The organism is Gammaproteobacteria bacterium (assembly GCA_024235095.1).
In the GTDB taxonomy this organism is placed as follows: Bacteria; Pseudomonadota; Gammaproteobacteria; order Competibacterales; family Competibacteraceae; genus UBA2383.
Map to the genome: position 1 here is coordinate 122,446 of JACKNC010000002.1, position 22,033 is coordinate 144,478.

Here is a 22,033-nt window from a genome sequence, read left to right on the forward strand (position 1 = left end):
AGACCGGGACCATGCAATTTTTTCTGGAAGTCCTGATCAGCGGCCTGCTGTCCGGGGTGATGTACGCGCTGGTCGCCCTGGGTTTTGTGTTGATTTACAAGGCGTCCGGCGTGTTCAACTTCGCACAAGGGGCGATGGTGTATCTTGCTGCGTTGTCGGTCGTCGGTTGCATGGAGCACGGCGCGCCCCTGTGGCTGGCGATCATCCTAGCCTTCATCATCATGACGCTGTTCGGCATCGCTACCGAAAAATTCGTCCTGCGCAAACTGGTCAATCAGCCGCCGATCACGCTGTTCATGGCTACGATTGGTCTAGCGTTCTTCATCGAAGGGCTGGCCCCCATGATCTTTGGCAGCGACCCGCGCGGTCTCGATCTGGGCATTGTGGATGAGCCGATCATGGCGATTCTCGATGCCTGGGACATAGTGATCTCCAAATTCGACCTGGTCGCAGCCGGCGTAGCCGCCCTGTTGGTCACGACGCTGGCCCTGTTCTTTCAATACACCCGGATCGGTCGGGCCTTGCGTGCGGTGGCCGACGACCACCAGGCGGCGCTGTCCATCGGCATCCCCTTGCAGCATATCTGGGCCATCGTCTGGGGCATTGCCGGCTTCGTCGCCTTGATTGCGGGCTTGATGTGGGGCGCGCGCAACGGCGTGCAATTCGCCCTGACCTTCACTGCTCTCAAGGCGTTGCCCGTGCTGATCATCGGCGGCTTCACCTCGGTGCCGGGCGCCATTGTCGGTGGGCTGATCATTGGCGCTTCGGAAAAACTGGCGGAAATTTACCTGCCGCCGGTCATGCAATCCCTGTTCGGCGGCAATTTCGGCGGCATCGAAGGCTGGTTTCCCTACGTGCTGGCGCTGTTCTTCCTGCTGGCGCGTCCCGAAGGTTTGTTCGGCGAAAAGCATATTGACCGGGTATAAGGAGCGCCATCCATGATTTATCGCGAAGCCGGTCAATTCAAAACCCGTTACGCTGCCGATCAGCAAATTTTCCCGATTCGCCAGGATCGCATCAGCATACTCATCCTGCTCGCGATGGTCTTTCTGGTCATTCCAGCGATGGCCAGCGATTACTGGTTCTCGGCCATTCTCATCCCCTTCCTGATTTTTTCCCTGGCGGCGCTGGGGTTGAACATCCTCACCGGTTATGCCGGCCAGTTGTCGCTGGGTTCGGCAGCGTTCATGGCGGTCGGCGCCTACGCCGCCTACAATTTCCAGTTGCGCATCGAAGAGATCCCGATCCTGCTCTCTTTTGTTCTCGGTGGATTGACCGCAGCGGGCGTCGGCATTCTGTTCGGCCTGCCCAGTTTGTGGATCAAGGGCTTTTATCTGGCGGTTGCGACCTTGGCCGCGCAATTTTTCATTGTCTGGTGCTTGACCAAATTCCCCTGGCTGTCCAACTACTCCTCATCCGGCGTGATTTCCACCCAGAAGCTCATCCTCTTTGGTCACGAATTCACGTCCCCCCAGGAAAAATACCTGCTGGTGCTGACGATTGTGACGGTTATGGCGCTGGCGGCGAAAAACCTGGTGCGCTCGTCCACCGGTCGCGCCTGGATGGCGGTGCGCGACATGGACGTAGCCGCTGCGGTGATCGGCATTCGCCTGATGCCCACCAAACTGCTGGCGTTTGCCGTTAGTTCCTTCTACTGCGGCGTAGCGGGCGCGCTGTACGCCTTCTGCTATCTGGGATCGGTGGAGCCGGACGGCTTTTCACTGGATATGTCCTTCCGCATCCTGTTCATGATCATCATCGGCGGAGTCGGTTCGATTCTGGGCAGCTTCCTGGGCGCGGCTTTTATCCTGCTGTTGCCGATTTTCCTGGATATCACCCTGCCGCAAATCGCCGGTTTACTGGGGTTGCCCTTTTCCAATGCAACGGTCTCGCACATCCAGATTCTGTTATTCGGAACATTGATCATGTTTTTCCTGATCGTGGAGCCGCACGGCCTGGCCCGTCTGTGGCAAATCGGCAAGGAGAAACTACGTCTATGGCCCTTCCCCCATTAGGGGGTCATTCTCGAAAACAACTAATGTGGAGAAGAAATATGATTAAAGTCCGCAAGTCCGTACTGATGACCGCCGTATCCATCACCCTGTTTTCACAAGCGGCGCTGACTGCTGAGGAGCAGTTTTTCCCGGTGCTGTCCTACCGCGTCGGTCCCTACGGCGCCAATGGTCAAGCCTTTTTCGGTGGTTTCATTGACTACCTCAACTATGTCAACCTCAAAAATAATGGCATCAACGGCGTCAAACTGGTCTGGGAAGAGTGCGAAACCGAATACAACAACGCCAAGGGCATTGAGTGTTACGAACGTCTGAAGGACAAGGCCAAGGTTTCCACCGGCCCCATCCACACGATGTCGACGGGCGTGGCCTACGCGCTGATCGACAAATCAGTGGAAGACCATATCCCGCTGGCTATGGTGGGATATGGCCGCACCGACGCGGTCGACGGCTCGGTCTTTCCCTACGCCTTCCCGCTGGTTAGCACTTATCAGATGCAAGCCTCCGCTATCCTCAAGTTCATCAAGGAAAAGGAAAAGGGCAGTCTGGAAGGCAAAAAGATCGTCTATCTCTACCACGATTCCGCTTATGGCAAGGAGCCGATCGTCGCCCTGCAGGAAGAAGCCAAGCTGAACAAATTTGATTTGACGCTGATTCCCGTGGCCCATCCGGGCAACGAACAGGGCGCACAATGGCTGCAAATTCGCCGGGAACAGCCGGACTACGTCATTTTCTGGGGCTGGGGCGTGATGAACCAGACCGCCATCAAAGCCGCGCAGAAAGTCGGATTCCCCCGCGACCGAATCATCGGCTCCTGGTGGGCCGGTTCCGAAGAAGACACGATTCCCGCCGGTGACGCCGCCACCGGCTACATGTCTGCGACCTGGAACGTGTCCGGCAAAGATGTACCGCTCATTGCCGACATTGAAAAGGTGGTCTATGGCGCGGGCAAGGGCAACCTGCAAGACCCCTCCAGGATCGGCACCATTTTGTATAACCGGGGCGTTTCTGCGGCAGTACTCTCCATTGAGGCGATGCTCAAGGCGCAGGAGAAATATGGCAAGGAAAAACCGGTGACCGGCGAACAGGTGCGCTGGGGCATGGAAAATCTGGACATCACCGACGCCCGCTTGAAAGAAATCGGCGCGACCGATTTGTTGCCCGAAATTAAAACCTCCTGCATGGATCATGAGGGTTCCGGCAAAATTAAAATCCAGCAATGGGATGGCGCCCAGTGGGTCCCGGTTTCCGGCTGGATCGAAGGGAACAAGGAACTGATCCATCCGCTTTTCAAAGCCTCCGCCGAACAGTACGCCAAAGAAAAAGGCATCACGCCGCGCGACTGTTCAAAAGAAAGCTGATCGAAGGCGTTCCCACCTCCAAAGCTAGACCTCCTCCGTTTTATGGGCGAGGATTCAGGCAAGGGGTGGGCGCGAATGCCCATGCGTCCTGTCGCAACCGAATAATCGTATATGGCTGTCCAAACTGTCGCCGCTCCAGCGGCTGAGCGCTATTTAACCATCAATAACATCGAGGTCATTTACGACCATGTGATCCTGGTGTTGAAAGGAGTCTCGCTCAACGTACCCAAGGGCGACATCGTGGCCCTGCTCGGGGCGAACGGAGCGGGTAAAACCACGACGCTCAAAGCGATTTCCAACCTGCTGCGCGCTGAACGCGGCGATGTCACCAAAGGTTCCGTGGAATTCAAAGGGAACCGGGTTGATCAGCTTACCCCGAATGAACTGGTCAAACGCGGCGTCATTCAGGTCATGGAAGGCCGGCATTGCTTCGGCCATCTGACGATTGAGGAAAATCTGCTAACGGGCGCTTATACCCGCTCGATTTCTCGCGGCGGGCTGAAGAATGAACTGGAAAAGGTTTACCACTATTTCCCCCGGCTCAAGACCCGGCGTGGCTCCCAGGCCGGCTACACCTCCGGCGGCGAGCAGCAGATGTGCGTGATCGGTCGCGCGCTGATGGCCAAGCCGGAAATGATTCTGCTGGATGAGCCGTCTATGGGCTTGGCTCCACAGATCGTCGAAGAAATCTTTGAGATCGTAAAGGGCCTGAACAATCGGGAAAACGTCAGCTTTCTGTTAGCCGAGCAGAACACCATGATGGCGCTGCGCTATGCCGATTTCGGCTACATTCTGGAAAATGGCCGGGTGGTAATGGAAGGCGCTGCCGAGGAGTTGCGCACCAATGAAGACGTTAAGGAATTTTACCTGGGTATTTCTTCCTCCGGGCGCAAGTCCTTCAAAGACATCAAGCACTATCGCCGCCGCAAGCGCTGGTTGTCCTGAGAACGACGCTTGAAACCACCATGAAATTCGTCGACATCGACGGCATCCGCCTCGAATATATCCGCCTGCCCTCGGCCCACCGGCGCGAAGGAGCGCCGGTCATGGTCTTTCTACACGAAGGACTCGGTTCAGTTTCCCTCTGGCGCCAGTTCCCGCAGCAGGTCGCCGATGCCTGCGGTTGCGAAGCTGTGGTCTATTCGCGTGAAGGCTATGGCCACTCCGACCCAGCTCCTGCGCCGCGCACCTCGCGCTACCTGCATCGTCAAGGCATCGAGGTGTTGTCAGCATTGATTGATGCCCTGGAATTGAAACGGCCATTGCTCCTGGGCCATTCCGATGGCGCTTCGATTGCATTGCTGTGCGCCGGAGAAACCACGATACCTCTATCGGGCCTGATCGTGATGGCTCCTCACGTCATGGTCGAGGAAATCACCCTTACCGGTATCCGCAAAGCCGCCCAAGGGTCTCGCGCGACCGATCTGCAACAACGCCTGAGCCGCTACCATTCCGCGACGAATGCGGCGACCGTCGTGACCGCCTGGCGGGATATCTGGCTCGATCCCGTCTTTCGCGGCTGGAACATCGAGTCTTGCCTGCCCATGATCCGTTGTCCAGTTCTTGCCATCCAGGGCGAGGACGACGAATACGCCACCATGGAACAAATCGACCGGATTGCGGCCCAGGCCCCGGACGTCGACCTTTTCAAGCTGGCCGATTGTCAACACTCGCCACACCGGGACCAGCCACAAGCTGTAATCGAAGCTATTGTTGCTTTCGTCGACCGGGTGCTGGAAAAGTCCTTATCGCCGATCGGGAGATAAACATGATTTTTCAATGGGATGATCCCCTGCTGCTGGATTTGCAACTGACCGGGGAGGAACGTCTGATTCGTGACGCCGTGCGCGACTACTGCCAGAGCAAGCTGGCCCCGCGCATTCTGCAAGCATTTCGCAATGAGCACACCGACCCGCATATTTTCCGCGAAATGGGAGAAATCGGTCTGCTTGGTCCGACTATTCCCCTTGAATACGGCGGCGGCGGCCTCAGTTACGTGAGCTACGGCCTGATCGCTCGTGAAATCGAATGCATTGACTCTGGTTACCGCTCGCTGATGAGCGTGCAGTCGTCGCTGGTTATGGGGCCGATCCACGAGTTCGGAACCGAAGCGCAGAAGCAGAAATATCTGCTGAAACTGGCTACCGGCGAATGGATTGGCTGCTTTGGCCTCACCGAACCCGATCACGGTTCCGATCCGGGTTCGCTGATGACCCGCGCCCGCGCGGTTTCCGGCGGCTACTGTCTAACCGGCAGCAAAACGTGGATTACCAATAGCCCGATTGCCAACGTGTTCATCGTTTGGGCTAAAAACGACGCGGGTAAAATTCGTGGCTATATCCTGGAAAAGGGTATGAAAGGACTTTCAACCCCAATGATCCACGGCAAGATCGGTCTACGCGCGTCCATCACCGGTCAAATCGTCATGGACGAGGTCTTCGTGCCGGAGGAGAACGAATTCCCGGAGGTCAGCGGCTTAAAAGGACCCTTTGCCTGTCTAAATGCAGCCCGCTACGGTATTGCCTGGGGGGCGTTGGGCGCTGCCGAGGACTGCTGGCATCGCGCCCGTCAATACGTGCTTGACCGCCGTCAGTTCGGTCGTCCGCTCGCCGCTAACCAGTTGATCCAGAAAAAGCTGGCCGATATGCAGACGGAAATCGCTCTTGGGTTGCAAGCCTGCCTGCGCGTCGGGCGCATGAAGGATGAAGGAATTGCGTCGGTCGAAATGACCTCCATCATCAAACGCAATTCCTGCGGTAAGGCGCTGGACATCGCCCGCACAGCGCGCGACATGCTGGGCGGCAACGGCATTTCCGACGAGTACGGCGTCATCCGTCATCTGGTTAACCTTGAGGTGGTCAACACCTATGAAGGCACGCACGACATTCACGCCCTGATTCTGGGCCGCGCCCAGACCGGCATTCAGGCGTTTTCACGTTGATCAGGATAGCGAGCTTGCGGGAGCGGTGAGTGGCTTCGCGCGAAACCGTTCTACCAGCGGATCGGGAATGCCCGCTTCGGCGAAGCCTTTAGCGCGTAGTACACAGGCTGGACATTTCCCGCAAGGCGGCTGGATACCGTTATAGCAGGTCTGCGTATCCGCCAGTGCGGGCAATGCGCCAAGATCGCGCGCGAGACGCACGGTATCGGCTTTGGACTGAAACATCAGCGGAGTATGAATCGTAAGTTCGTACTCCATCCCTAAGCAGAGGGCGCGTTCCAGCGTTTGTAGGGTGGTTTGTCGGCAATCGGGGTAGCCACTGTAGTCGGTTTGCGCCACACCAGTGACTAAGTGATGAATACCTCGTGGGTAGGCCAGCGCTGCGGCAAAAGTCAGGAAAATTAGATTGCGGCCAGGCACAAAGGTATTCGGCAGGCCAGTTTTAGCATCCACACCGTCCCGGACCCCAATATTCGCATCGGTCAGCGCATTGCCGCCAAGCGCGGCGAAGGTGTTGATCGGCAGCACGGTCTGCGCCACACCGGCGCGCGCTGCAACTTGAGTTGCGCAGTCCAGTTCGATCCGGTGGCGCTGACCGTAATCAAAAGTCACGGCCTCGACATGGCCAGCGCCGAAACGACTCAGCGCCCAGTACAGGCAGGTTGTGGAATCCTGGCCACCAGACAGAACAACGAGGGCGCGCTCCATCATGAACAAACTCCGTTCAGTCAATCCCGGAATTTCGGCTTGCGTTTTTCCTGAAACGCCCGTACGCCTTCCTGCGACTCCTCAGTGCCATAGAACAAGCTGACCGCTTTCAACCCCAGTGATGACAGACCGGCAATGTGCGCGGTATCGGCGTTAAACGAGCGTTTCGCCAACTCCAGCGCGGTGGGACTTTTCTCCAGAATTTCCGCACACCAGCGATCGACTTCCGCATCCAGTTCGTCATCGGGAACCGCCTTGTTAGCCAACCCCATCTGCACCGCCTCCGCCGCCGTATATTGGCGGCAGAGATACCAGACCTCCCGCGCCTTCTTTTCGCCGATCACCCGCGCCATATAAGCCGTGCCAAATCCGGGATCGACCGAACCGACCTTGGGACCGACCTGCCCGAATTTGGCGGACTCCGCCGCGAGCGTTAGGTCGCACAACAGCGCCAGCACATGCCCGCCGCCAATCGCGTAACCCCGCACCTTGGCGATGACCGGCTTGGGAACATCACGGATCACGCTTTGCAATTCCTCCAGCGGCAGGCCAATCACGCCGCGCCCGTCGTAATGCCCGGCGTGCGCTGACTGGTCGCCGCCGGTGCAGAACGCCCGATGGCCAGCGCCGGTCAGGACAATGACGCCCACCGATCGATTCCAGCCTGCCTTGAGAAAGGCATCAATCATTTCCTCACAGGTCTGGGCGCGGAAGGCGTTGTATTTGTCAGGACGGTTGATCGTGATGGTGGCGACGCCATTCTTGATCTCGTAGAGGATGTCCTCATAGTCGGCGGTCATAACAGCCCCTTGGTTGGTTTGAGTTACTTGGGATTATAGGCAACAAACTCCATTTCAAATCGCCCCATCTGCGACGAACCGGGTAATTTCGCTTTCAGAAAATCCCCAGCCGATCAACCAATCGTGTGAGGCGTCGATCGGCTTGCCTGGCGGCCCCTGAATCGTTGCTGGGGTGCGGCTAAAGCGCGGCGCCGGAGCCGGTTGCGTCAAGCCAGCGAACTCAACAAAGGTTTCCCGCGCCTGGTTATGCGGATGAGCAGGCGCTTCTTCCATGCTCAGCACCGGCGTTACGCAAGCGTCGGTATTTTCAAAGAGCGCACACCATTCGTCCCGGGTTTTGGTGCGAAATGCTTCACGCAGACGCTCCTTCATCGGTCGCCAGGATTTTGGATTCCATTGCTGCCGGGGATCAGGGTCCATCACGCCACAACCTTCGAGCAAAATCTGGTAAAAATGCGGCTCAATCGGTCCGACCGCCAGCCATTTGCTGTCGGCGCATTGATAAGTATCGTAAAAGTGCGCGCCGCCATCGAGAAAATTGCGCTCCCGCTGATCCGTCCAGAACCCCATCGCTCGCAGGCTGTACATGGCGGACATCAGCAGGGCGCTGCCATCGGTCATGGCGGCGTCCACTACCTGGCCCTGGCCGGAATTCCGCGCTTCCAGAAGGGCGGCCAGGATACCCACGATCAGAAACATCGCGCCGCCGCCGTAGTCGGCAATCAAATTCAGCGGCGGGACGGGGCCGCTGTCGGCGCGGCCAATGGCATGCAGCGCCCCGGTGATCGCCAGGTAATTGATGTCGTGACCCGCGGTCTGCGCCAAGGGGCCTGTCTGACCCCAGCCGGTCATGCGTCCATAAACCAATCGCGGATTTCGCGCCAGCGCCACATCCGGCCCCAGACCCAGTCGTTCCATGACGCCGGGCCGGAAACCCTCGATCAGCGCATCTGCTGATTCGATCAGCCGCAGCGCCGTTACCTGACCTTCCGGGGATTTCAGGTCGAGCCGAAGCATGCGCCGCCCCCGATTGGGAATATTCTTTTCCGGGGAGAACAGGTTTGCTTCCGGGTTGGCTGTATCCCGGTTGAGTTGCACGACCTCTGCGCCTAGGTCGGACAGCAGCATCGCGGAAAAAGGCACCGGACCGAGTCCGGCGAATTCAATGACTTTAATGCCCTGCAAGGGTCCCATCGTATTTTGACCTTATTTAATCGTATGAATAGGGCTGCCTATTTCGCGCCCATGCGTAGCGCGCCATCAAGACGGATAATTTCGCCGTTAAGATAACCGTTTTCAATGATCTGGCGCACTAGGCTGGCAAATTCCTCCGGCTGGCCCAGGCGCGGCGGAAAGGGAACCACATTGCCCAGCGAGTCTTTCACCTCCTGGGGCATGCCCATCAACATCGGGGTTTCCATGACACCGGGCGCAATGGCCATCACCCGGATGCCATAGCGGCTGAGTTCCCGGGCGATCGGCAAAGTCATCGCCACCACGCCGCCCTTAGAGGCAGCATAAGCGGCCTGACCGACCTGTGCTTCAAAAGCAGCGATGGAAGCGGTATTGATGATGACGCCGCGTTCGCCGATCTCTCCCGGTTCATTACGCGCCATGGCGGTCGCGGCATGGCGCGTCAGGTTGAACACGCCGATCAGATTAATTTGCACAACCCTGGCGAACAGAGCCAATCCCGGCGGCTCCCCCTTGACGAGCACCTTTTCCGCTGGAGCGACGCCAGCACAGGTCACCAGGCCATGCAGCGCGCCGAATGCGCTTAAGGTCGCGTCGACCGCAGCCCGTCCACTGGCTTCATCAGCCACATCGGTCACTATGAAACGAGCAGCAACGCCCAGTTCAGCCGCCAGTACCTCCCCCGCCTCCCGGTTCAGATCGGCGATAGTCGCCTGACCTCCCGCCGCGACGAGCATCCGCACCGTAGCGGCGCCCAGACCGGAAGCTCCTCCAGTGACGAGAAAAACCCGGTGATCGATCTTCATGCCCATACCCCGACGTCATCATTGATTTTTACCAGAGTCAAAGTAAGTCTAATGGATAACGTCTTTTGCGCAACAGAGCATTGACTATTCTGGCGAATATTGCTGTTAAGAACCATATAATGCATCTTTATAATGAAAATCGGACCGACAGACCAAAGGGGAGCAACGTGAGTTATACCGTTACCGTATCGTTCGACCGCAAACGGGAATACGAGATCATGCTGCATGATGGCGAAATCCAGAGCATGGATAAGGATCAGGCGCGCGCTTGGCTGACCCGGGAATTCGAGGACCTGGAATGCGTACCGTCCAACCCGACCGGCAAAATTCTGCTGCTCGACATGGTTCTTAACGTTGCCCGGTACGGCGGCGAGGATCGCTTTGAGGAAGCGGGCGAATGGGCCAGAAGCTACGCGATAGCGGTCACGGTCGTCCTGGAGCGCCAGGTCATCCGGGTAGACGTTGGGAATTTTGTCGTCGGCTGAAACCAGGTGAAGTTCGCGTATCTCCTATTCCGTTCGCTGGAGTATGGCTAAAATCCAAAATTCGCCTAATCTACAGAATATTCAGTTCATCCTTGCCTTCCGCCTATCGCCAACGAGGTCCATCCTATTATGAACGCCGTGGTTCACGCCAAGGCTGAAAGTCGCCATTTACTATCCGGCAACGAAGCCGTCGCCCGCGCTGCCTGGGAAGCCGGTGTTCGCGTCGCCGCCGCCTACCCCGGCACTCCCGCCACCGAAATTCTGGAATACATCGCCCTCTATCCTGACATCTACTCCGAATGGTCGGTCAATGAAAAAGTGGCGGTGGAAGTCGCCATCGGCGCTTCCCTGGCCGGATCGCGCGCCCTGGCGGCGATGAAACACGTCGGTATGAACGTCGCCTCGGACGCCTTCATGACGCAATCGCTGGCTGGCGTGGTCGGCGGTCTGGTGATCGTGGTCGCTGACGATGTCGGTCTATCTTCCTCGCAGAATGAGCAAGATTCGCGCTACTGGGGCCGGTTTGGCCACCTACCGATTCTGGAGCCTGCCGATTCTCAGGAAGCTTACGATCTGGCCAAGCGCGCTTTTACTCTCTCGGAAGAATACGAAACCCCGGTCATCGTGCGCATGACCACGCGCGTCTGCCATGTCAAAGCCATGGTGACCTTTGCCGGTGAACGAATCGAACGGCCCGCCGCTGGCTTCCAGAAAAATCCCCAACGCTGGGTGATGACTCCGGCGAACGCCAAGCCCCGATTACCGCTCATGCATCAGCGCGATCAGGTCTTGCGCGCGGCCTCCGAAATCAGCGACCTTAACGAAATCTCCATGGGCAGCGACCGGCGGATGGGCTTTGTCACCTCCGGTCCAGCCTTCATGCATGTCCGCGAAACCTTCCCGAACGCTCCGGTGTTCAAACTTGGCTTCAGTCACCCAGCTCCGCTGGACCGGATTCGCGCTTTTGCTGGCGAGGTAGATACGCTGGTCGTCGTCGAGGAAACCGAACCCTTGCTGGAAACCGAACTCTGCGCTGCGGGTCTCGCCGTACATGGCAAGGACATTCTGCCTCGCTTTGGCGAATTGACTCCCAGCGTACTCCGTCCGGCCATCAAGCCACTGCTTGGCGAGCCTTATTCTGTCCCAGATCGCCGCCAGGCCGATGTGTTTCCTCGTCCGCCGACCATGTGCGCCTCCTGTCCGCACCTGGGTCCCTACTTTGCTCTCTCCCATATCCGCAATCTCAACATCATCGGCGACATCGGCTGCTACACGCTGGGCGCTGGCCATCCCTGGAATGCCCTGGATACCTGCATTTCCATGGGCGCATCGTTAAGCATGGCCCACGGCATGGACAAGGGCCGCGGAGAATCCGACGAGAAAAAACACATTGTTGCGGTGATTGGCGATTCGACCTTCCTGCACATGGGTATGCAGGGCCTGCTGAACATGATTTACAACCGGGGCAACGTCACGGTGCTGCTCCTCGATAACCGCTCGGTGGGCATGACCGGCGGCCAGGAAAATCCCGGCACGGGAGAAAATCTGCATGGCCTGCCTGCGCCTCGCGTCGATTTCGCCAAACTGGCCGAAGCCCTGGGCGTCCGTCCTGAGCGCATCCGCAGGGTCGATCCCTACGAACTGCCCACGATGGTCAAGCTGGTGCGGGAAGAGACCAAAATGGAAGAACCCTCGGTCATTATCACTAACCGCCCTTGCTCACTGACCGACCGCTTCGAGCGTTTCAAGCCTTACGAAGTGATCGACGACAAATGCACCGGTTGCGGCAACTGCATCGACCTGGGTTGTCCCGCCATCTTTGTTTCCCACCGCGAAACGGTGACCGCCAAGAGCGGCAAGGCTAAGGAACTGGTCTTCGCCCGCATCGACGCCAACGCCTGCACCGGTTGCCACATGTGCGTCGAGACCTGCGCTCCTGAGGCGATTGTCCAACCCCAGCCGACGACCCGCACCATCCGGATTCATCCTCATGGCTGAAGGTATTACCAACATTCTTGTGGTCGGCATCGGTGGCCAGGGCGTGATGACCGCTGCGGAAATGCTGGCGCGCACCGCCCTGAACCAGGGTTTCGATGTCAAGAAAACCGAAGTCGCGGGCATGGCCCAGCGCGGCGGCGTCGTATCCTCGCATGTGCGTTTCGGCGCGAAGGTCTATTCGCCACAGATCGACCCCGGCGAGGCGGACCTGCTCATTGGCTTCGAAGCCGCCGAAGCGTTGCGCTGGCTGCCCCACTTACGCCCGACCGGGATCGCTATGGTCAATACTTTGCGCTTGGCCCCGCCGGTAGTTTCCGCCGGTTTGTATGACTACCCCGCTGATCCTATCGCCGATTTGGTCGCGTCCGGTGTTGAAGTCCACGCCTTTGACGCCGGCGCGATTGCGGATGGATTGGGCAATGCCAAACTGGTGAACACCATCATGCTGGGCGCGATCAGCGATCATCTGCCCTTTCCCGCTGAAGTGTTGAAAGAATGCATTATTGAGGGTTTTCGCGCTTACAAGCCCAAACTGGTCGATATCAATGCCCAGGCTTTTGACGCGGGCCGCACAGCGGGACAGGCTGCTTAAACCCTTCTATGTTTTGCCGTAACACAAGTTACTTCAATGTGTTGGAGGAATAGAAATGCTAATACAAAGATTACTAAGAATTTTTATCGCCATAATGCTACTCGTCGGTGTCAACGGGGTCAGTGCCGCCGAACCGATCAAAGTCGGTACATTCCTGACTGTCACGGGTCCCGCTTCATTCTTGGGCGACCCCGAATTGAAAACCCTGCAAATGGTCATTGAAGACCTCAATGCTAAGGGCGGGTTGAATGGACGGAAAATTGAACTTGTGCACTATGACACGGGCGGTAATGCCCGCGAGGCTCTGAACTTTGTCAAGCGCCTGATCCAGAAAGACCAGGTTGATCTGATCGTCGGCGGCACCACCTCAGGCGATTCGCTGGCCGTCATCCCCGAAGTCGAGAAGGCCCGTATTCCGCTGATCTCTCTAGCGGGCGCGGTTGAAATTATCGAACCAGTGCGCAAATGGGTCTTCAAAGTCGCTCACACCGACCGCATGGCTGCCGCTAAAATTTTCGAGGATCTGCGTAAGCGGGGTCTGAACAAGGTCGCGCTGATCACCGGCGATGGCGGTTTCGACAAATCCGGTCGGGCACAGATCCTCAAACTGGCTCCGGAATATGGCATGACCCTGGTTGCTGACGAATCCTATGGTAACAAGGATACGGACATGACCACCCAACTGACCAAGATTCGCGCTACTGACGCTCAGGCGATCATCAACTTTGGTTTTGGCCAGGCCCCGGCCATTGTGACCAAAAACATCAAGCAACTGGGTATTGACCTGCCGGTCTACCAGTCGCACGGCGTCGCCTCAAAGACCTTTATTGATTTGGCGGGCGAAGCAGCGGAAGGGGTGCGTCTGCCCGCCGCAGCATTAGTAGTTGCTGAGCAACTACCGGATACCGATCCACAGAAACCCGTATTACTGGCGTATAAGAAAGAGTACGAAGCCAAGCATGGCCCTGTATCTACTTTTGGCGGCCACGCCTATGACGGGATCATGATCGCCGCTGAAGCGATTAAGCGCGCGGGTGGAACCGACAAAGCCAAGATGCGCGATGAAATTGAAAAAATTTCGGGCTTCATCGGCACCGCCGGGGTCTTCAACATGACCCCGGAAGATCACATGGGCCTGAATCTGGATGCCTTCAAGATGGTGGAAATCCGCGACGGCGCTTGGAAGATCGTTGAATAACCCCTGTCAATGCTCGAACAGATTTTCCAGTTCCTGGTCACTGGCATTACGGTCGGCTCCATTTACGCCCTGGTAGGATTGGGCTTTGCCCTGATCTATAACGCCTCAGACGTGGTGAACTTCGCCCAGGGCGAATTCGTGATGCTGGGAGCCATGACCGCGATTGCGCTGTTAGGGGCGGGTTTGCCCCTGGCGCTGGCGGCCATTGCGGCAACGTTGCTTACGGCGCTGACCGGTCTGTTGCTGGAGCGTTGCGCCATTGAACCGGCGCGCGGCGCGTCGGTTGTCACGACGATTATCATCACCATCGGCGCAGCGATCTTCCTGCGTGGAGCCGCTTCGCTGCTCTGGGGCAAAAATTCTCTTCCCCTGCCGGCTTTTTCCGGTAACGAACCCATTAATTTGGGCGGTGCGACTCTGCTCCCGCAAAGCCTGTGGGTGCTGGGAGGTACGGTGCTATTGGTCGGATTGACGCGCGCCTTTTTGAATCGCACGCTGCTCGGCAAGGCGCTGCTGGCGTGCTCTTTCAATCCAGCCGCGGCGCAACTGGTCGGAATCAACGTCAAAGTCATGCTGCGGCTAGCCTATGGACTGTCCGCCGGTCTGGGCGCTATTGCCGGCATTCTGGCGGCGCCGATTACTTTCAGTTCCTACGAGGCCGGAATCATGCTCGGTCTCAAAGGATTTTCCGCCGCTATTGTCGGCGGGATTGGCAACCCGATGGGCGCAGTCGCCGGTGGCCTGCTGCTTGGCGTTCTGGAAGCGCTGGGCGCGGGGCTGATCTCTTCCGGCTACAAGGATGCCATCGCTTTTGTGTTCGTGCTGATGGTGCTGTTTTTTGAACCCACCGGGTTATTTGGCCATAAGATCGCTGAACGGGTTTGATAGGAAAGGAATCATGCGATTGGCCGGTTTTCTCGTCTTCGCCGCTGTAGTGCTTCTACTGCCGGTTCTGTTTCCGAACAATTATTTCGTCACCGTCGTCGGCGTCGCCGCCGGTCTGCATGTCATTCTCGCCGTGGGCCTCAATCTGCTGATGGGCTATGCCGGGCAGATTTCCCTCGGTCATGCGGCGTTCTTCGGCATGGGCGGTTACGCTTCAGCGATTCTGACCACACACTTCGATTGGCCGGGCTGGCTGGCCCTACTGGCGGGTCTGCTGGTCGCCGGAACCATTGCCTGGTTACTAGCCCGGCCTATTCTCCGTCTACGTGGACACTATCTGGCCATGGCGACTCTGGGTTTTGGCATCATTATCCATGTCATCCTGGTGCAGGCGACGGAATGGACCGGGGGACCGGACGGTCTGGGAAGCATCCCGCCCCTGAATTTGTTAGGTTGGACAATAGACAACGATGCGCAATGGTACTGGGTCATTGCCGCTGCTATGCTGCTGGTCATCTGGCTGTCACTGAATATCGTTGATTCCCGGATCGGTCGCGCCCTGCGTGCGGTGCGCGGCTCCGAACTCGCCGCCCAAATGATGGGGATTGACACGGCCCACGCCAAAACGCAGGTCTTCGTAGTATCCGCTTTATTCGCCGCCTTCGCTGGCAGTTTATTCGCTCATCAGCAAGCCTTTGTCAGCCCGGATTCCTTCAGCCTTATGGTTTCCGTGGAACTGGTGACTATGGTGGTATTAGGTGGCATAGCCTCGACTTTCGGCGCAGCGTGTGGCGCAATTGCGCTGACGCTGCTGCACGAGGGGCTGGTCGTTTTCGAGGATTACGAAATGATCATCCACGGTGGACTGTTAATGGCTGTCATGATTTTTCTGCCCCAAGGATTGTTCGTGGGGTTGACGCAGGGAATACAGCGAAGTTGGTCATGGATCGTCTTAGGACGTGGTGCGAAAGCGCAGCGTAATTCAGCAGTTTCATGATGACTTCTGATCCTTCCAACCTGCTGACTGTGGAAGCCCTTGAGCAAAGCTTCGGCGGCGTCATGGCCCTCGCCGGCGTCAGTTTCCAAACCCCGGAAAACCTGATTTACGCCATCATCGGACCCAACGGCGCGGGCAAAACCACCCTCTTCAACGTCCTGTGCGGCTTCTACCAGCCCACCGCCGGTTCCCTGCGCTTCAACGGCCACGAACTGCGCGGCATGCCTCCGCACCGCATCGCTGCGCTCGGCATCGCCCGCACCTTCCAGAACCTGCAACTGTTTTTCAACATGACTGTCCTGGAAAACGTCATGGTCGGCTGCCACTTGCGCGCCAAAACCGGGCTGCTCGCTGCCGCACTCCGCCTCCCCCGCGTATGCCGCGAAGAACGGCAACTCTGCGCCTGGGCCGCTGAAGCTTTGGAATTGTGCGAACTCTCCGACCGCGCCGGACAACCCGCCGGCGCCCTGCCCTACGGCCTGATGAAACGAGTCGAAATTGCCCGCGCCCTGGCGGCCAAACCCTGGCTCTTGTTGCTGGACGAACCCGCTGCTGGTCTCAATGACACCGAAACCATGGCGCTGCGCGACCTGATCGCCCGCATCCGCGCGACCGGCATTACAGTGCTTCTGGTCGAACATCATATGCCACTGGTCATGAGCATCTCGGATCGTCTGCTGGTGCTCGATTACGGCAGCGTCCTAGCCGAAGGCTCGCCCGCAGAGATTCAAGCGAATCCCCGCGTCATTGCCGCCTATCTGGGAGGAGCGGTGCAATATGCGGTTTGATGATAAGCGTCCGGCGCTGGATTCCAGGCAGCAGGCAGTAAAAGAAAAGCCTACTGATGCGCCCTTGCTGGAAGTTAGCCACTTGCACGGTCGCTATGGGCCGGTGCAGGTCATCGATGGTATCAGCCTGAGTGTTCACACTGGTGAACTGGTAGCTTTGGTCGGCGGCAACGGCGCGGGAAAAACCACCCTGCTGCATACCCTGTCTGGCTTGCATCCGCCCAGCGCTGGGACCATCCGCTTCGCCGGCAATGACATCACGCACTGGCCCGCGCACCGCATTGTTACCGCCGGTATTTGCCAGGTGCCGGAGGGTCGCCAGGTATTTGCTCCACTCAGCGTCGAGGACAATCTACGCTTGGGCGCTTATCGCCAGCATCATGACGCCAACTGGGTACGGAAGGAAATGGAGCGGGTTTACCATCTCTTTCCGATTCTCCAGGAACGCCGCCAGCAACTGGCCGGCACGCTATCGGGCGGTCAGCAACAAATGTTGGCTATTGGCCGCGCTCTGCTCGGACGGCCACGCCTGTTACTGCTGGACGAACCTTCGATGGGTTTGGCCCCCTTGCTGGTTGACGAGATTTGCCGGGTAATCGTCGAACTGAATGCCGAGGGCGTCACCATTCTGCTGGTCGAGCAAAACGCCCGCGCGGCCCTGGCTATTGCCGGGCGCGGCTATATTCTGGAAACCGGTCGTATTGTCAAAACCGCGCCCGCCGCAGACTTGCTAGCCGATGACGATGTGCGCCGGGCTTATTTAGGATATTAAGAGTGGAAACAGGTGAATCATGTATGTAGACCGGATTATGACTCGCGGGGTATTGCAGGTCACTGAAGACACGCGCTTGCCGCAATTGGCGGCTTTGATGCGGGATCATCATATTCGCCATCTGCCGGTTGCGCGCGAAGGTCATTTGGTAGGACTCGTTACCTCACACGATCTGGAGCGCGTCTCCCCCTCCCCCATTACCACGCTCTCTGTGGGCGAGGCCAACTATCTGCTCGGCAAGCTTACAGCTGCTAAGGTGATGCGCGCTAAAGTCATCACTTGCACCCCGGATACCCTGGTCGAAGAAGCCGCCCGTCTGCTGCGTCAGGAAAAGATCGGCTGTTTGCCCGTCGTTGAGAGCAACGGGCAACTGGTTGGCATCCTTACCCATGAGGATGTGCTTGATTTTTTTCTGGAGATCACCGGCTGCATGATGGAGGACGCAACGCGCATTACCGTGCATCTGCCCGATGCCACCGGGCAGTTAAGCCGGTTGTTGACCCAGATCAACGAAGCCGGCGGCTACATTGCCACCGTTGTTTCACCCCTGCATCCTGATCAAACTGGCCTGCGGATCGCCGTAGTCCGCTATCGTGCCGCTGATCCTTCCGCCCTGAATCAACATCTGCGCGATCTTGGCTATGATTTGCTGACTGAAACGCTGCCATTGGTAAGAAAGCAGTAGCGCCATGCTGACCCGTGACCAGCTTTCCTCCCTGTTGATCGATCTGGAATCAGATCGCGTTGAAAGGACGACATCGACTGGCAAAACCGATAAATTTGGTGAAGCGATCTGCGCCTTTGCCAACGACCTGTCCCATCACCGACAGCCGGGCTATCTCCTCATCGGTGTTAAGGACAACGGCCAGTTATCTGGACTCACTGTTACCGATGAACTGTTAAAAAACCTGGGCGCTATCCGCTCGGATGGCAATGTATTACCACAACCGGTTATGAATGTTGCCCGATTTGGTTTTGATGATGGTGATATCGCCGTAGTTGAAGTGGTCCCATCCGACCTACCTCCGGTGCGCTATAAAGGTCGGGTCTGGATCCGTGTTGGGCCACGCCGGGCCATCGCTAGCGAACAGGAAGAGCGTATTCTGACTGAACGGCGTGTCGCTTCAGCGCGATCTTTTGATGCCCGCCATTGTTCGGAAAGTAAGCTCAACGACTTGGCGCTTGGACAATTCGAAGCCTATCGTCATCAGGCGGTTGACCTGGAAACGATCACCGCCAATCAGCGGTCGATTGATCAGCAACTGGCCTCACTGCATTTTTTTAATCCTGAACAACATTGCCCAACCTATGCCGGTATTCTGCTTTTTGGCAAAAATCCCCGCTACTTTTTGCCGGGCGCTTATGTGCAATATTTGCAATTACCCGGCGCTGATTTAACTGACCTTCCCGAAGATCAGACGGAAATATCGGGTGATTTGCCATCTGTGCTGCGCGAACTAGAGTTTCGCACCAGAACTTTGACGCAAAACAGGCTTCAATCCACTCACGGATTTCAGGAAAAAATCCTTCCTGACTATCCTGAATGGGCGCTCCGTGAATTACTGATGAATGCGGTCATGCATCGCGATTACGACAGCAATACGCCTGTTCGTTTCTATGTATTCAGTGATCATATCGAAATCATGAACCCTGGCGGCTTATATGGAGAAGCAACACGCGAGAATTTTCCAACTCGCAACAGCTATCGAAATCCGATCATCGCTGAGTCCATGAAGGTATTAGGGTTTGTTAATCGCTTTGGGTACGGGGTGCAACGTGCGCAGTCACTCCTGGAGGCTAATGGTAACCAGCCTGCCGAATTTGAATTTGACCAACACTCGGTATTGGTCAAAATCAGCCGGAGATCTGTATGAAAATGATCGCCTTCTTTAACAATAAAGGCGGGGTAGGAAAAACTGCGCTGGTTTATCATCTTGCCTGGATGTTTGCTGACCATAATATTTCCACACTTGCTGTTGATCTTGATCCACAAGCCAATTTGACAGCAATGTTCTTAGATGAAAATCGCCTGGAAGCGCTCTGGCCCGACGATGATCATCCACAAACAGTCTATGGCGCTATACGTCCTATTCTGCGGGGAACTGGCGACATTACAGAACCTTTTATAGAGCAAATCACGCTAACTTTGGGATTGGCTCCAGGTGATCTGGGCCTGTCCCGGTTTGAAGATAAACTATCCAGCGCCTGGCCTCATTGCCATAACCGTGATGAATCCGCTTTTCGCACGATGACCGCCTTTTACCGCATTATTGAATCCGCGATGAAGAACGGCGGTGCCGAATTAGCGTTGATCGATGTCGGACCCAATCTTGGGGCCATCAACCGCGCCGCCTTGATTGCTTCCGATCAAGTTTGCATTCCTCTCGCGCCTGATCTGTTTTCTCTGCAAGGTCTCAAAAACCTGGGACCTACTTTACGGGAATGGCGTGCGACCTGGTTAGAGCTGCTTAGGAAAGCACCGATCGACCTATCGATGCCTAAAGGCGCGATGCAGCCTGCTGGATATATCGTTATGCAACATGGCGTCCGTGATTCAAGACCAGTCAAGGCTTATCAACGCTGGATGGGAAAAATACCGGACACTTACCGGGTTGCAGTGCTAGATGAAAAACCGGGTGCAAAGATTCCAGTAGTTGATCAGGACCCTTATTCGCTGGCGCTGCTCAAGCACTATCGGAGCCTGATGCCTCTCGCGATGGAAGCACGTAAGCCTATGTTCTTCCTCAAGCCATCAGATGGCGCAATCGGTTCGCATGTCGAGGCTGTCAGGAGTTGCTACAAAGATTTTCAGCATTTGGCGCAACGCATCGCCCAAGGTGCTGGAATTGCGATAAGTCACGATAGTGATCGGGAATGATGGGTTTCGCGCACTTAAAGGAGTATTTGCAACGCCCTCTGTGGCTCCGCTTCCTCTAATCATCTTCCCGTTCAAACTGCACTGTCGTCATTCCTAATATGGTCATCTTAATGTACATTTTCAGTTGATTGGAGTTCGGCCCCCAATTCGCACTCTTTCGACTACAATCACGACTACAATCATTCACAAAAAATGGGCGTCCGCCGATGTAGCGATTGCGCCGTCCTCTCCATCTGCCGGACACACACCCGGGTCAAAAACGGAACCAATCCCATGATTCTGGACATTGAACAGGAAACACTGCCCCGCGAAGAACTCCAGGAACTGCAAGCACGCCGTCTACGCACCACGGCCGAACGGTGTTACCAAACCGTTCCCTATTACCGCGAAGCCATGGATGAACTGGGCGTGAAGCCTCAGCACATTAAGTCAGTAGCAGATGTGCGCCTCCTGCCCTTTACCAAAAAAGAGAACCTGCGCGAAAACTATCCCTTCGGTATGTTTGCCGTACCGACGGATCAGGTTGTGCGCATTCACGCTTCCAGTGGCACCACCGGCAAGCCTACCGTAGTCGGTTACACCCGCCGTGATATTCGCACTTGGGCGCGCGTCATGGCGCGCAGTCTGGCCGCCGCTGGCATGCGGCCTGGCGACCGGTTGCATAATGCCTATGGTTATGGACTGTTCACCGGCGGATTGGGTCTGCATTACGGCGCGGAGGAGCTGGGCGTCATGGTGACCCCCATTTCCGGCGGCCAAACCCAACGCCAGATCATGCTCATCCGTGATTTTGAACCGACGGGACTGTCCTGTACTCCTTCCTACGCGCTGAACATTGCTGAAACCGCTGAGGACATGAAAGTCGACCTGCGCAAGCTGCCTTTGCAAGTCGGTGTCTTCGGTGCGGAACCCTGGACCGAAGAGATGCGCTATGAACTGGAATCGCGACTGGGCATTGATGCTATCGACATCTATGGCCTCTCCGAAGTGATCGGCCCTGGTGTGGGTATCGAATGCGTCGAGGCCAAAAACGGCTTGCATGTTTTCGAGGATCATTTCCTGATTGAAGCTGTCGATGTTAACACCGGTCAACCCATCCCTTATGGCGAAGCCGGGGAAATCGTCATCACCTCGCTGACCAAGGAAGCCTTCCCGGTGATCCGCTACCGAACCCGCGACGTATCGGTGCTTGACCCGACGCCCTGTCGTTGTGGACGCACTCATGTCCGGATGAAGCGCGTCACAGGTCGTACCGACGACATGCTAATTATTCGCGGCGTCAATGTCTTCCCCTCCCAGGTGGAAGCCATTCTGATGCAAACTGAAACACTCTCGCCGTTCTACCAACTGGAAATCTTCCGCGAGGGTAATCTCGACATGCTCACCGTCAATGTCGAAGGTAGTCCACCGCTGGTTGCCCAGGGTCAGGAAGCCATGAATCGGGTAGCCCACAAAGCGCAGAAGGATATCAAGGACTTCATTGGTGTCACGGCTGGGGTCGTGGTCAAGCAGACCGGCGAAATCCCTCGCTCGGAAGGCAAAGCCGTGCGCGTAATTGATCATCGCAAGTAAGCAAAATAATCTAGATGATGTCTAACACCTCATTCCAGATGCCAAT

At 56.9% G+C, this 22,033-nt stretch carries 22 protein-coding genes; 18 read left to right on the top strand and 4 right to left on the bottom strand.

What is annotated here, in order from left to right:
* The first annotated feature begins 11 nt into the window (after nt 1-11).
* The 6 genes from H6973_13645 to H6973_13670 all read left to right on the top strand — a co-directional run bounded on the left by H6973_13645 (nt 12) and on the right by H6973_13670 (nt 6,314).
* Complete coding sequence (locus tag H6973_13645) at nt 12-926, top strand: branched-chain amino acid ABC transporter permease (protein ID MCP5126631.1); 915 nt, start codon at nt 12-14, stop codon at nt 924-926.
* 12 nt (nt 927-938) lie between these two features.
* On the top strand, nt 939-2,015 hold the full coding sequence (locus H6973_13650; GenBank protein MCP5126632.1) for a branched-chain amino acid ABC transporter permease: 1,077 nt from the start codon (nt 939-941) through the stop codon (nt 2,013-2,015).
* 23 nt (nt 2,016-2,038) lie between these two features.
* Nucleotides 2,039-3,373 carry an ABC transporter substrate-binding protein gene (locus H6973_13655; protein MCP5126633.1) on the top strand — a complete coding sequence of 445 codons (1,335 nt, stop codon included), beginning with the start codon at nt 2,039-2,041 and terminating at the stop codon, nt 3,371-3,373.
* 111 nt (nt 3,374-3,484) lie between these two features.
* Entirely contained in the window at nt 3,485-4,318 is an 834-nt protein-coding gene (locus H6973_13660) for an ABC transporter ATP-binding protein (GenBank protein ID MCP5126634.1), read from the top strand.
* Between the two features lie 20 nt (nt 4,319-4,338).
* On the top strand, nt 4,339-5,139 hold the full coding sequence (locus H6973_13665) for an alpha/beta hydrolase (protein MCP5126635.1): 801 nt from the start codon (nt 4,339-4,341) through the stop codon (nt 5,137-5,139).
* Nucleotides 5,140-5,141: 2 nt separating this feature from the next.
* Nucleotides 5,142-6,314, top strand: coding sequence for an acyl-CoA dehydrogenase (locus H6973_13670; GenBank protein MCP5126636.1), 1,173 nt, complete (start codon nt 5,142-5,144; stop codon nt 6,312-6,314).
* Here H6973_13670 and queC read toward each other — a convergent pair whose 3' ends face one another.
* The 4 genes from queC to H6973_13690 are packed head-to-tail and all read right to left on the bottom strand — an operon-like array spanning nt 6,315 to nt 9,822.
* Nucleotides 6,315-7,025 (bottom strand): 7-cyano-7-deazaguanine synthase QueC, encoded by a 711-nt coding sequence (queC, locus tag H6973_13675; GenBank protein MCP5126637.1) that lies wholly within the window; start codon nt 7,023-7,025, stop codon nt 6,315-6,317.
* A gap of 17 nt (nt 7,026-7,042) precedes the next feature.
* Nucleotides 7,043-7,822, bottom strand: a complete 780-nt coding sequence (locus tag H6973_13680; GenBank protein ID MCP5126638.1) for an enoyl-CoA hydratase/isomerase family protein — start codon at nt 7,820-7,822, stop codon at nt 7,043-7,045.
* 54 nt (nt 7,823-7,876) lie between these two features.
* Nucleotides 7,877-9,016, bottom strand: a complete 1,140-nt coding sequence (locus H6973_13685) for a CoA transferase (protein ID MCP5126639.1) — start codon at nt 9,014-9,016, stop codon at nt 7,877-7,879.
* 38 nt (nt 9,017-9,054) lie between these two features.
* The gene (locus H6973_13690; GenBank protein ID MCP5126640.1) at nt 9,055-9,822 is read right to left on the bottom strand and encodes an SDR family NAD(P)-dependent oxidoreductase; all 768 of its coding nucleotides are present in this window, start codon (nt 9,820-9,822) and stop codon (nt 9,055-9,057) included.
* A 167-nt stretch (nt 9,823-9,989) separates the two neighbouring features.
* Here H6973_13690 and H6973_13695 point away from each other — a divergent pair, with 167 nt between their 5' ends.
* The 12 genes from H6973_13695 to H6973_13750 all read left to right on the top strand — a co-directional run bounded on the left by H6973_13695 (nt 9,990) and on the right by H6973_13750 (nt 21,987).
* Nucleotides 9,990-10,307: a hypothetical protein gene (locus tag H6973_13695; GenBank protein ID MCP5126641.1), complete on the top strand. Its 318-nt coding sequence runs from the start codon at nt 9,990-9,992 to the stop codon at nt 10,305-10,307.
* A 129-nt stretch (nt 10,308-10,436) separates the two neighbouring features.
* Complete coding sequence (locus tag H6973_13700) at nt 10,437-12,305, top strand: 4Fe-4S dicluster domain-containing protein (protein MCP5126642.1); 1,869 nt, start codon at nt 10,437-10,439, stop codon at nt 12,303-12,305.
* Nucleotides 12,298-12,897 (top strand): indolepyruvate oxidoreductase subunit beta, encoded by a 600-nt coding sequence (locus H6973_13705; protein MCP5126643.1) that lies wholly within the window; start codon nt 12,298-12,300, stop codon nt 12,895-12,897. Before H6973_13700 ends, H6973_13705 begins: the two co-directional genes overlap by 8 nt.
* A gap of 55 nt (nt 12,898-12,952) precedes the next feature.
* The gene (locus H6973_13710) at nt 12,953-14,095 is read left to right on the top strand and encodes an ABC transporter substrate-binding protein (GenBank protein MCP5126644.1); all 1,143 of its coding nucleotides are present in this window, start codon (nt 12,953-12,955) and stop codon (nt 14,093-14,095) included.
* 9 nt (nt 14,096-14,104) lie between these two features.
* The gene (locus H6973_13715) at nt 14,105-14,980 is read left to right on the top strand and encodes a branched-chain amino acid ABC transporter permease (protein ID MCP5126645.1); all 876 of its coding nucleotides are present in this window, start codon (nt 14,105-14,107) and stop codon (nt 14,978-14,980) included.
* Between the two features lie 13 nt (nt 14,981-14,993).
* The gene (locus H6973_13720; GenBank protein MCP5126646.1) at nt 14,994-15,977 is read left to right on the top strand and encodes a branched-chain amino acid ABC transporter permease; all 984 of its coding nucleotides are present in this window, start codon (nt 14,994-14,996) and stop codon (nt 15,975-15,977) included.
* Nucleotides 15,977-16,765, top strand: coding sequence for an ABC transporter ATP-binding protein (locus H6973_13725; protein MCP5126647.1), 789 nt, complete (start codon nt 15,977-15,979; stop codon nt 16,763-16,765). The genes H6973_13720 and H6973_13725 overlap by 1 nt, the downstream gene beginning before the upstream one ends.
* Before the next feature lie 64 nt (nt 16,766-16,829).
* Complete coding sequence (locus tag H6973_13730; GenBank protein ID MCP5126648.1) at nt 16,830-17,537, top strand: ABC transporter ATP-binding protein; 708 nt, start codon at nt 16,830-16,832, stop codon at nt 17,535-17,537.
* Nucleotides 17,538-17,556: 19 nt separating this feature from the next.
* Nucleotides 17,557-18,222: a CBS domain-containing protein gene (locus tag H6973_13735; protein MCP5126649.1), complete on the top strand. Its 666-nt coding sequence runs from the start codon at nt 17,557-17,559 to the stop codon at nt 18,220-18,222.
* 4 nt (nt 18,223-18,226) lie between these two features.
* Nucleotides 18,227-19,411, top strand: coding sequence for a putative DNA binding domain-containing protein (locus H6973_13740; protein MCP5126650.1), 1,185 nt, complete (start codon nt 18,227-18,229; stop codon nt 19,409-19,411).
* Nucleotides 19,408-20,415 (top strand): AAA family ATPase, encoded by a 1,008-nt coding sequence (locus H6973_13745; GenBank protein MCP5126651.1) that lies wholly within the window; start codon nt 19,408-19,410, stop codon nt 20,413-20,415. Before H6973_13740 ends, H6973_13745 begins: the two co-directional genes overlap by 4 nt.
* A 273-nt stretch (nt 20,416-20,688) precedes the next feature.
* Entirely contained in the window at nt 20,689-21,987 is a 1,299-nt protein-coding gene (locus H6973_13750) for a phenylacetate--CoA ligase (protein ID MCP5126652.1), read from the top strand.
* Nucleotides 21,988-22,033 lie beyond the last annotated feature (46 nt).

What these genes read in the sequence shown, in the direction of transcription:
- H6973_13680 (MCP5126638.1), bottom strand. Translation starts at nt 7,822, where the DNA reads ATGACCGCCGACTATGAGGACATCCTCTACGAGATCAAGAATGGCGTC.
- H6973_13710 (MCP5126644.1), top strand. Translation starts at nt 12,953, where the DNA reads ATGCTAATACAAAGATTACTAAGAATTTTTATCGCCATAATGCTACTC.
- H6973_13645 (MCP5126631.1), top strand. Translation starts at nt 12, where the DNA reads ATGCAATTTTTTCTGGAAGTCCTGATCAGCGGCCTGCTGTCCGGGGTG.
- H6973_13720 (MCP5126646.1), top strand. Translation starts at nt 14,994, where the DNA reads ATGCGATTGGCCGGTTTTCTCGTCTTCGCCGCTGTAGTGCTTCTACTG.
- H6973_13740 (MCP5126650.1), top strand. Translation starts at nt 18,227, where the DNA reads ATGCTGACCCGTGACCAGCTTTCCTCCCTGTTGATCGATCTGGAATCA.
- H6973_13715 (MCP5126645.1), top strand. Translation starts at nt 14,105, where the DNA reads ATGCTCGAACAGATTTTCCAGTTCCTGGTCACTGGCATTACGGTCGGC.
- queC (MCP5126637.1), bottom strand. Translation starts at nt 7,025, where the DNA reads ATGATGGAGCGCGCCCTCGTTGTTCTGTCTGGTGGCCAGGATTCCACA.
- H6973_13650 (MCP5126632.1), top strand. Translation starts at nt 939, where the DNA reads ATGATTTATCGCGAAGCCGGTCAATTCAAAACCCGTTACGCTGCCGAT.
- H6973_13655 (MCP5126633.1), top strand. Translation starts at nt 2,039, where the DNA reads ATGTGGAGAAGAAATATGATTAAAGTCCGCAAGTCCGTACTGATGACC.
- H6973_13700 (MCP5126642.1), top strand. Translation starts at nt 10,437, where the DNA reads ATGAACGCCGTGGTTCACGCCAAGGCTGAAAGTCGCCATTTACTATCC.
- H6973_13745 (MCP5126651.1), top strand. Translation starts at nt 19,408, where the DNA reads ATGAAAATGATCGCCTTCTTTAACAATAAAGGCGGGGTAGGAAAAACT.
- H6973_13690 (MCP5126640.1), bottom strand. Translation starts at nt 9,822, where the DNA reads ATGAAGATCGATCACCGGGTTTTTCTCGTCACTGGAGGAGCTTCCGGT.
- H6973_13685 (MCP5126639.1), bottom strand. Translation starts at nt 9,016, where the DNA reads ATGGGACCCTTGCAGGGCATTAAAGTCATTGAATTCGCCGGACTCGGT.
- H6973_13735 (MCP5126649.1), top strand. Translation starts at nt 17,557, where the DNA reads ATGTATGTAGACCGGATTATGACTCGCGGGGTATTGCAGGTCACTGAA.
- H6973_13725 (MCP5126647.1), top strand. Translation starts at nt 15,977, where the DNA reads ATGACTTCTGATCCTTCCAACCTGCTGACTGTGGAAGCCCTTGAGCAA.
- H6973_13660 (MCP5126634.1), top strand. Translation starts at nt 3,485, where the DNA reads ATGGCTGTCCAAACTGTCGCCGCTCCAGCGGCTGAGCGCTATTTAACC.
- H6973_13750 (MCP5126652.1), top strand. Translation starts at nt 20,689, where the DNA reads ATGATTCTGGACATTGAACAGGAAACACTGCCCCGCGAAGAACTCCAG.
- H6973_13705 (MCP5126643.1), top strand. Translation starts at nt 12,298, where the DNA reads ATGGCTGAAGGTATTACCAACATTCTTGTGGTCGGCATCGGTGGCCAG.
- H6973_13665 (MCP5126635.1), top strand. Translation starts at nt 4,339, where the DNA reads ATGAAATTCGTCGACATCGACGGCATCCGCCTCGAATATATCCGCCTG.
- H6973_13670 (MCP5126636.1), top strand. Translation starts at nt 5,142, where the DNA reads ATGATTTTTCAATGGGATGATCCCCTGCTGCTGGATTTGCAACTGACC.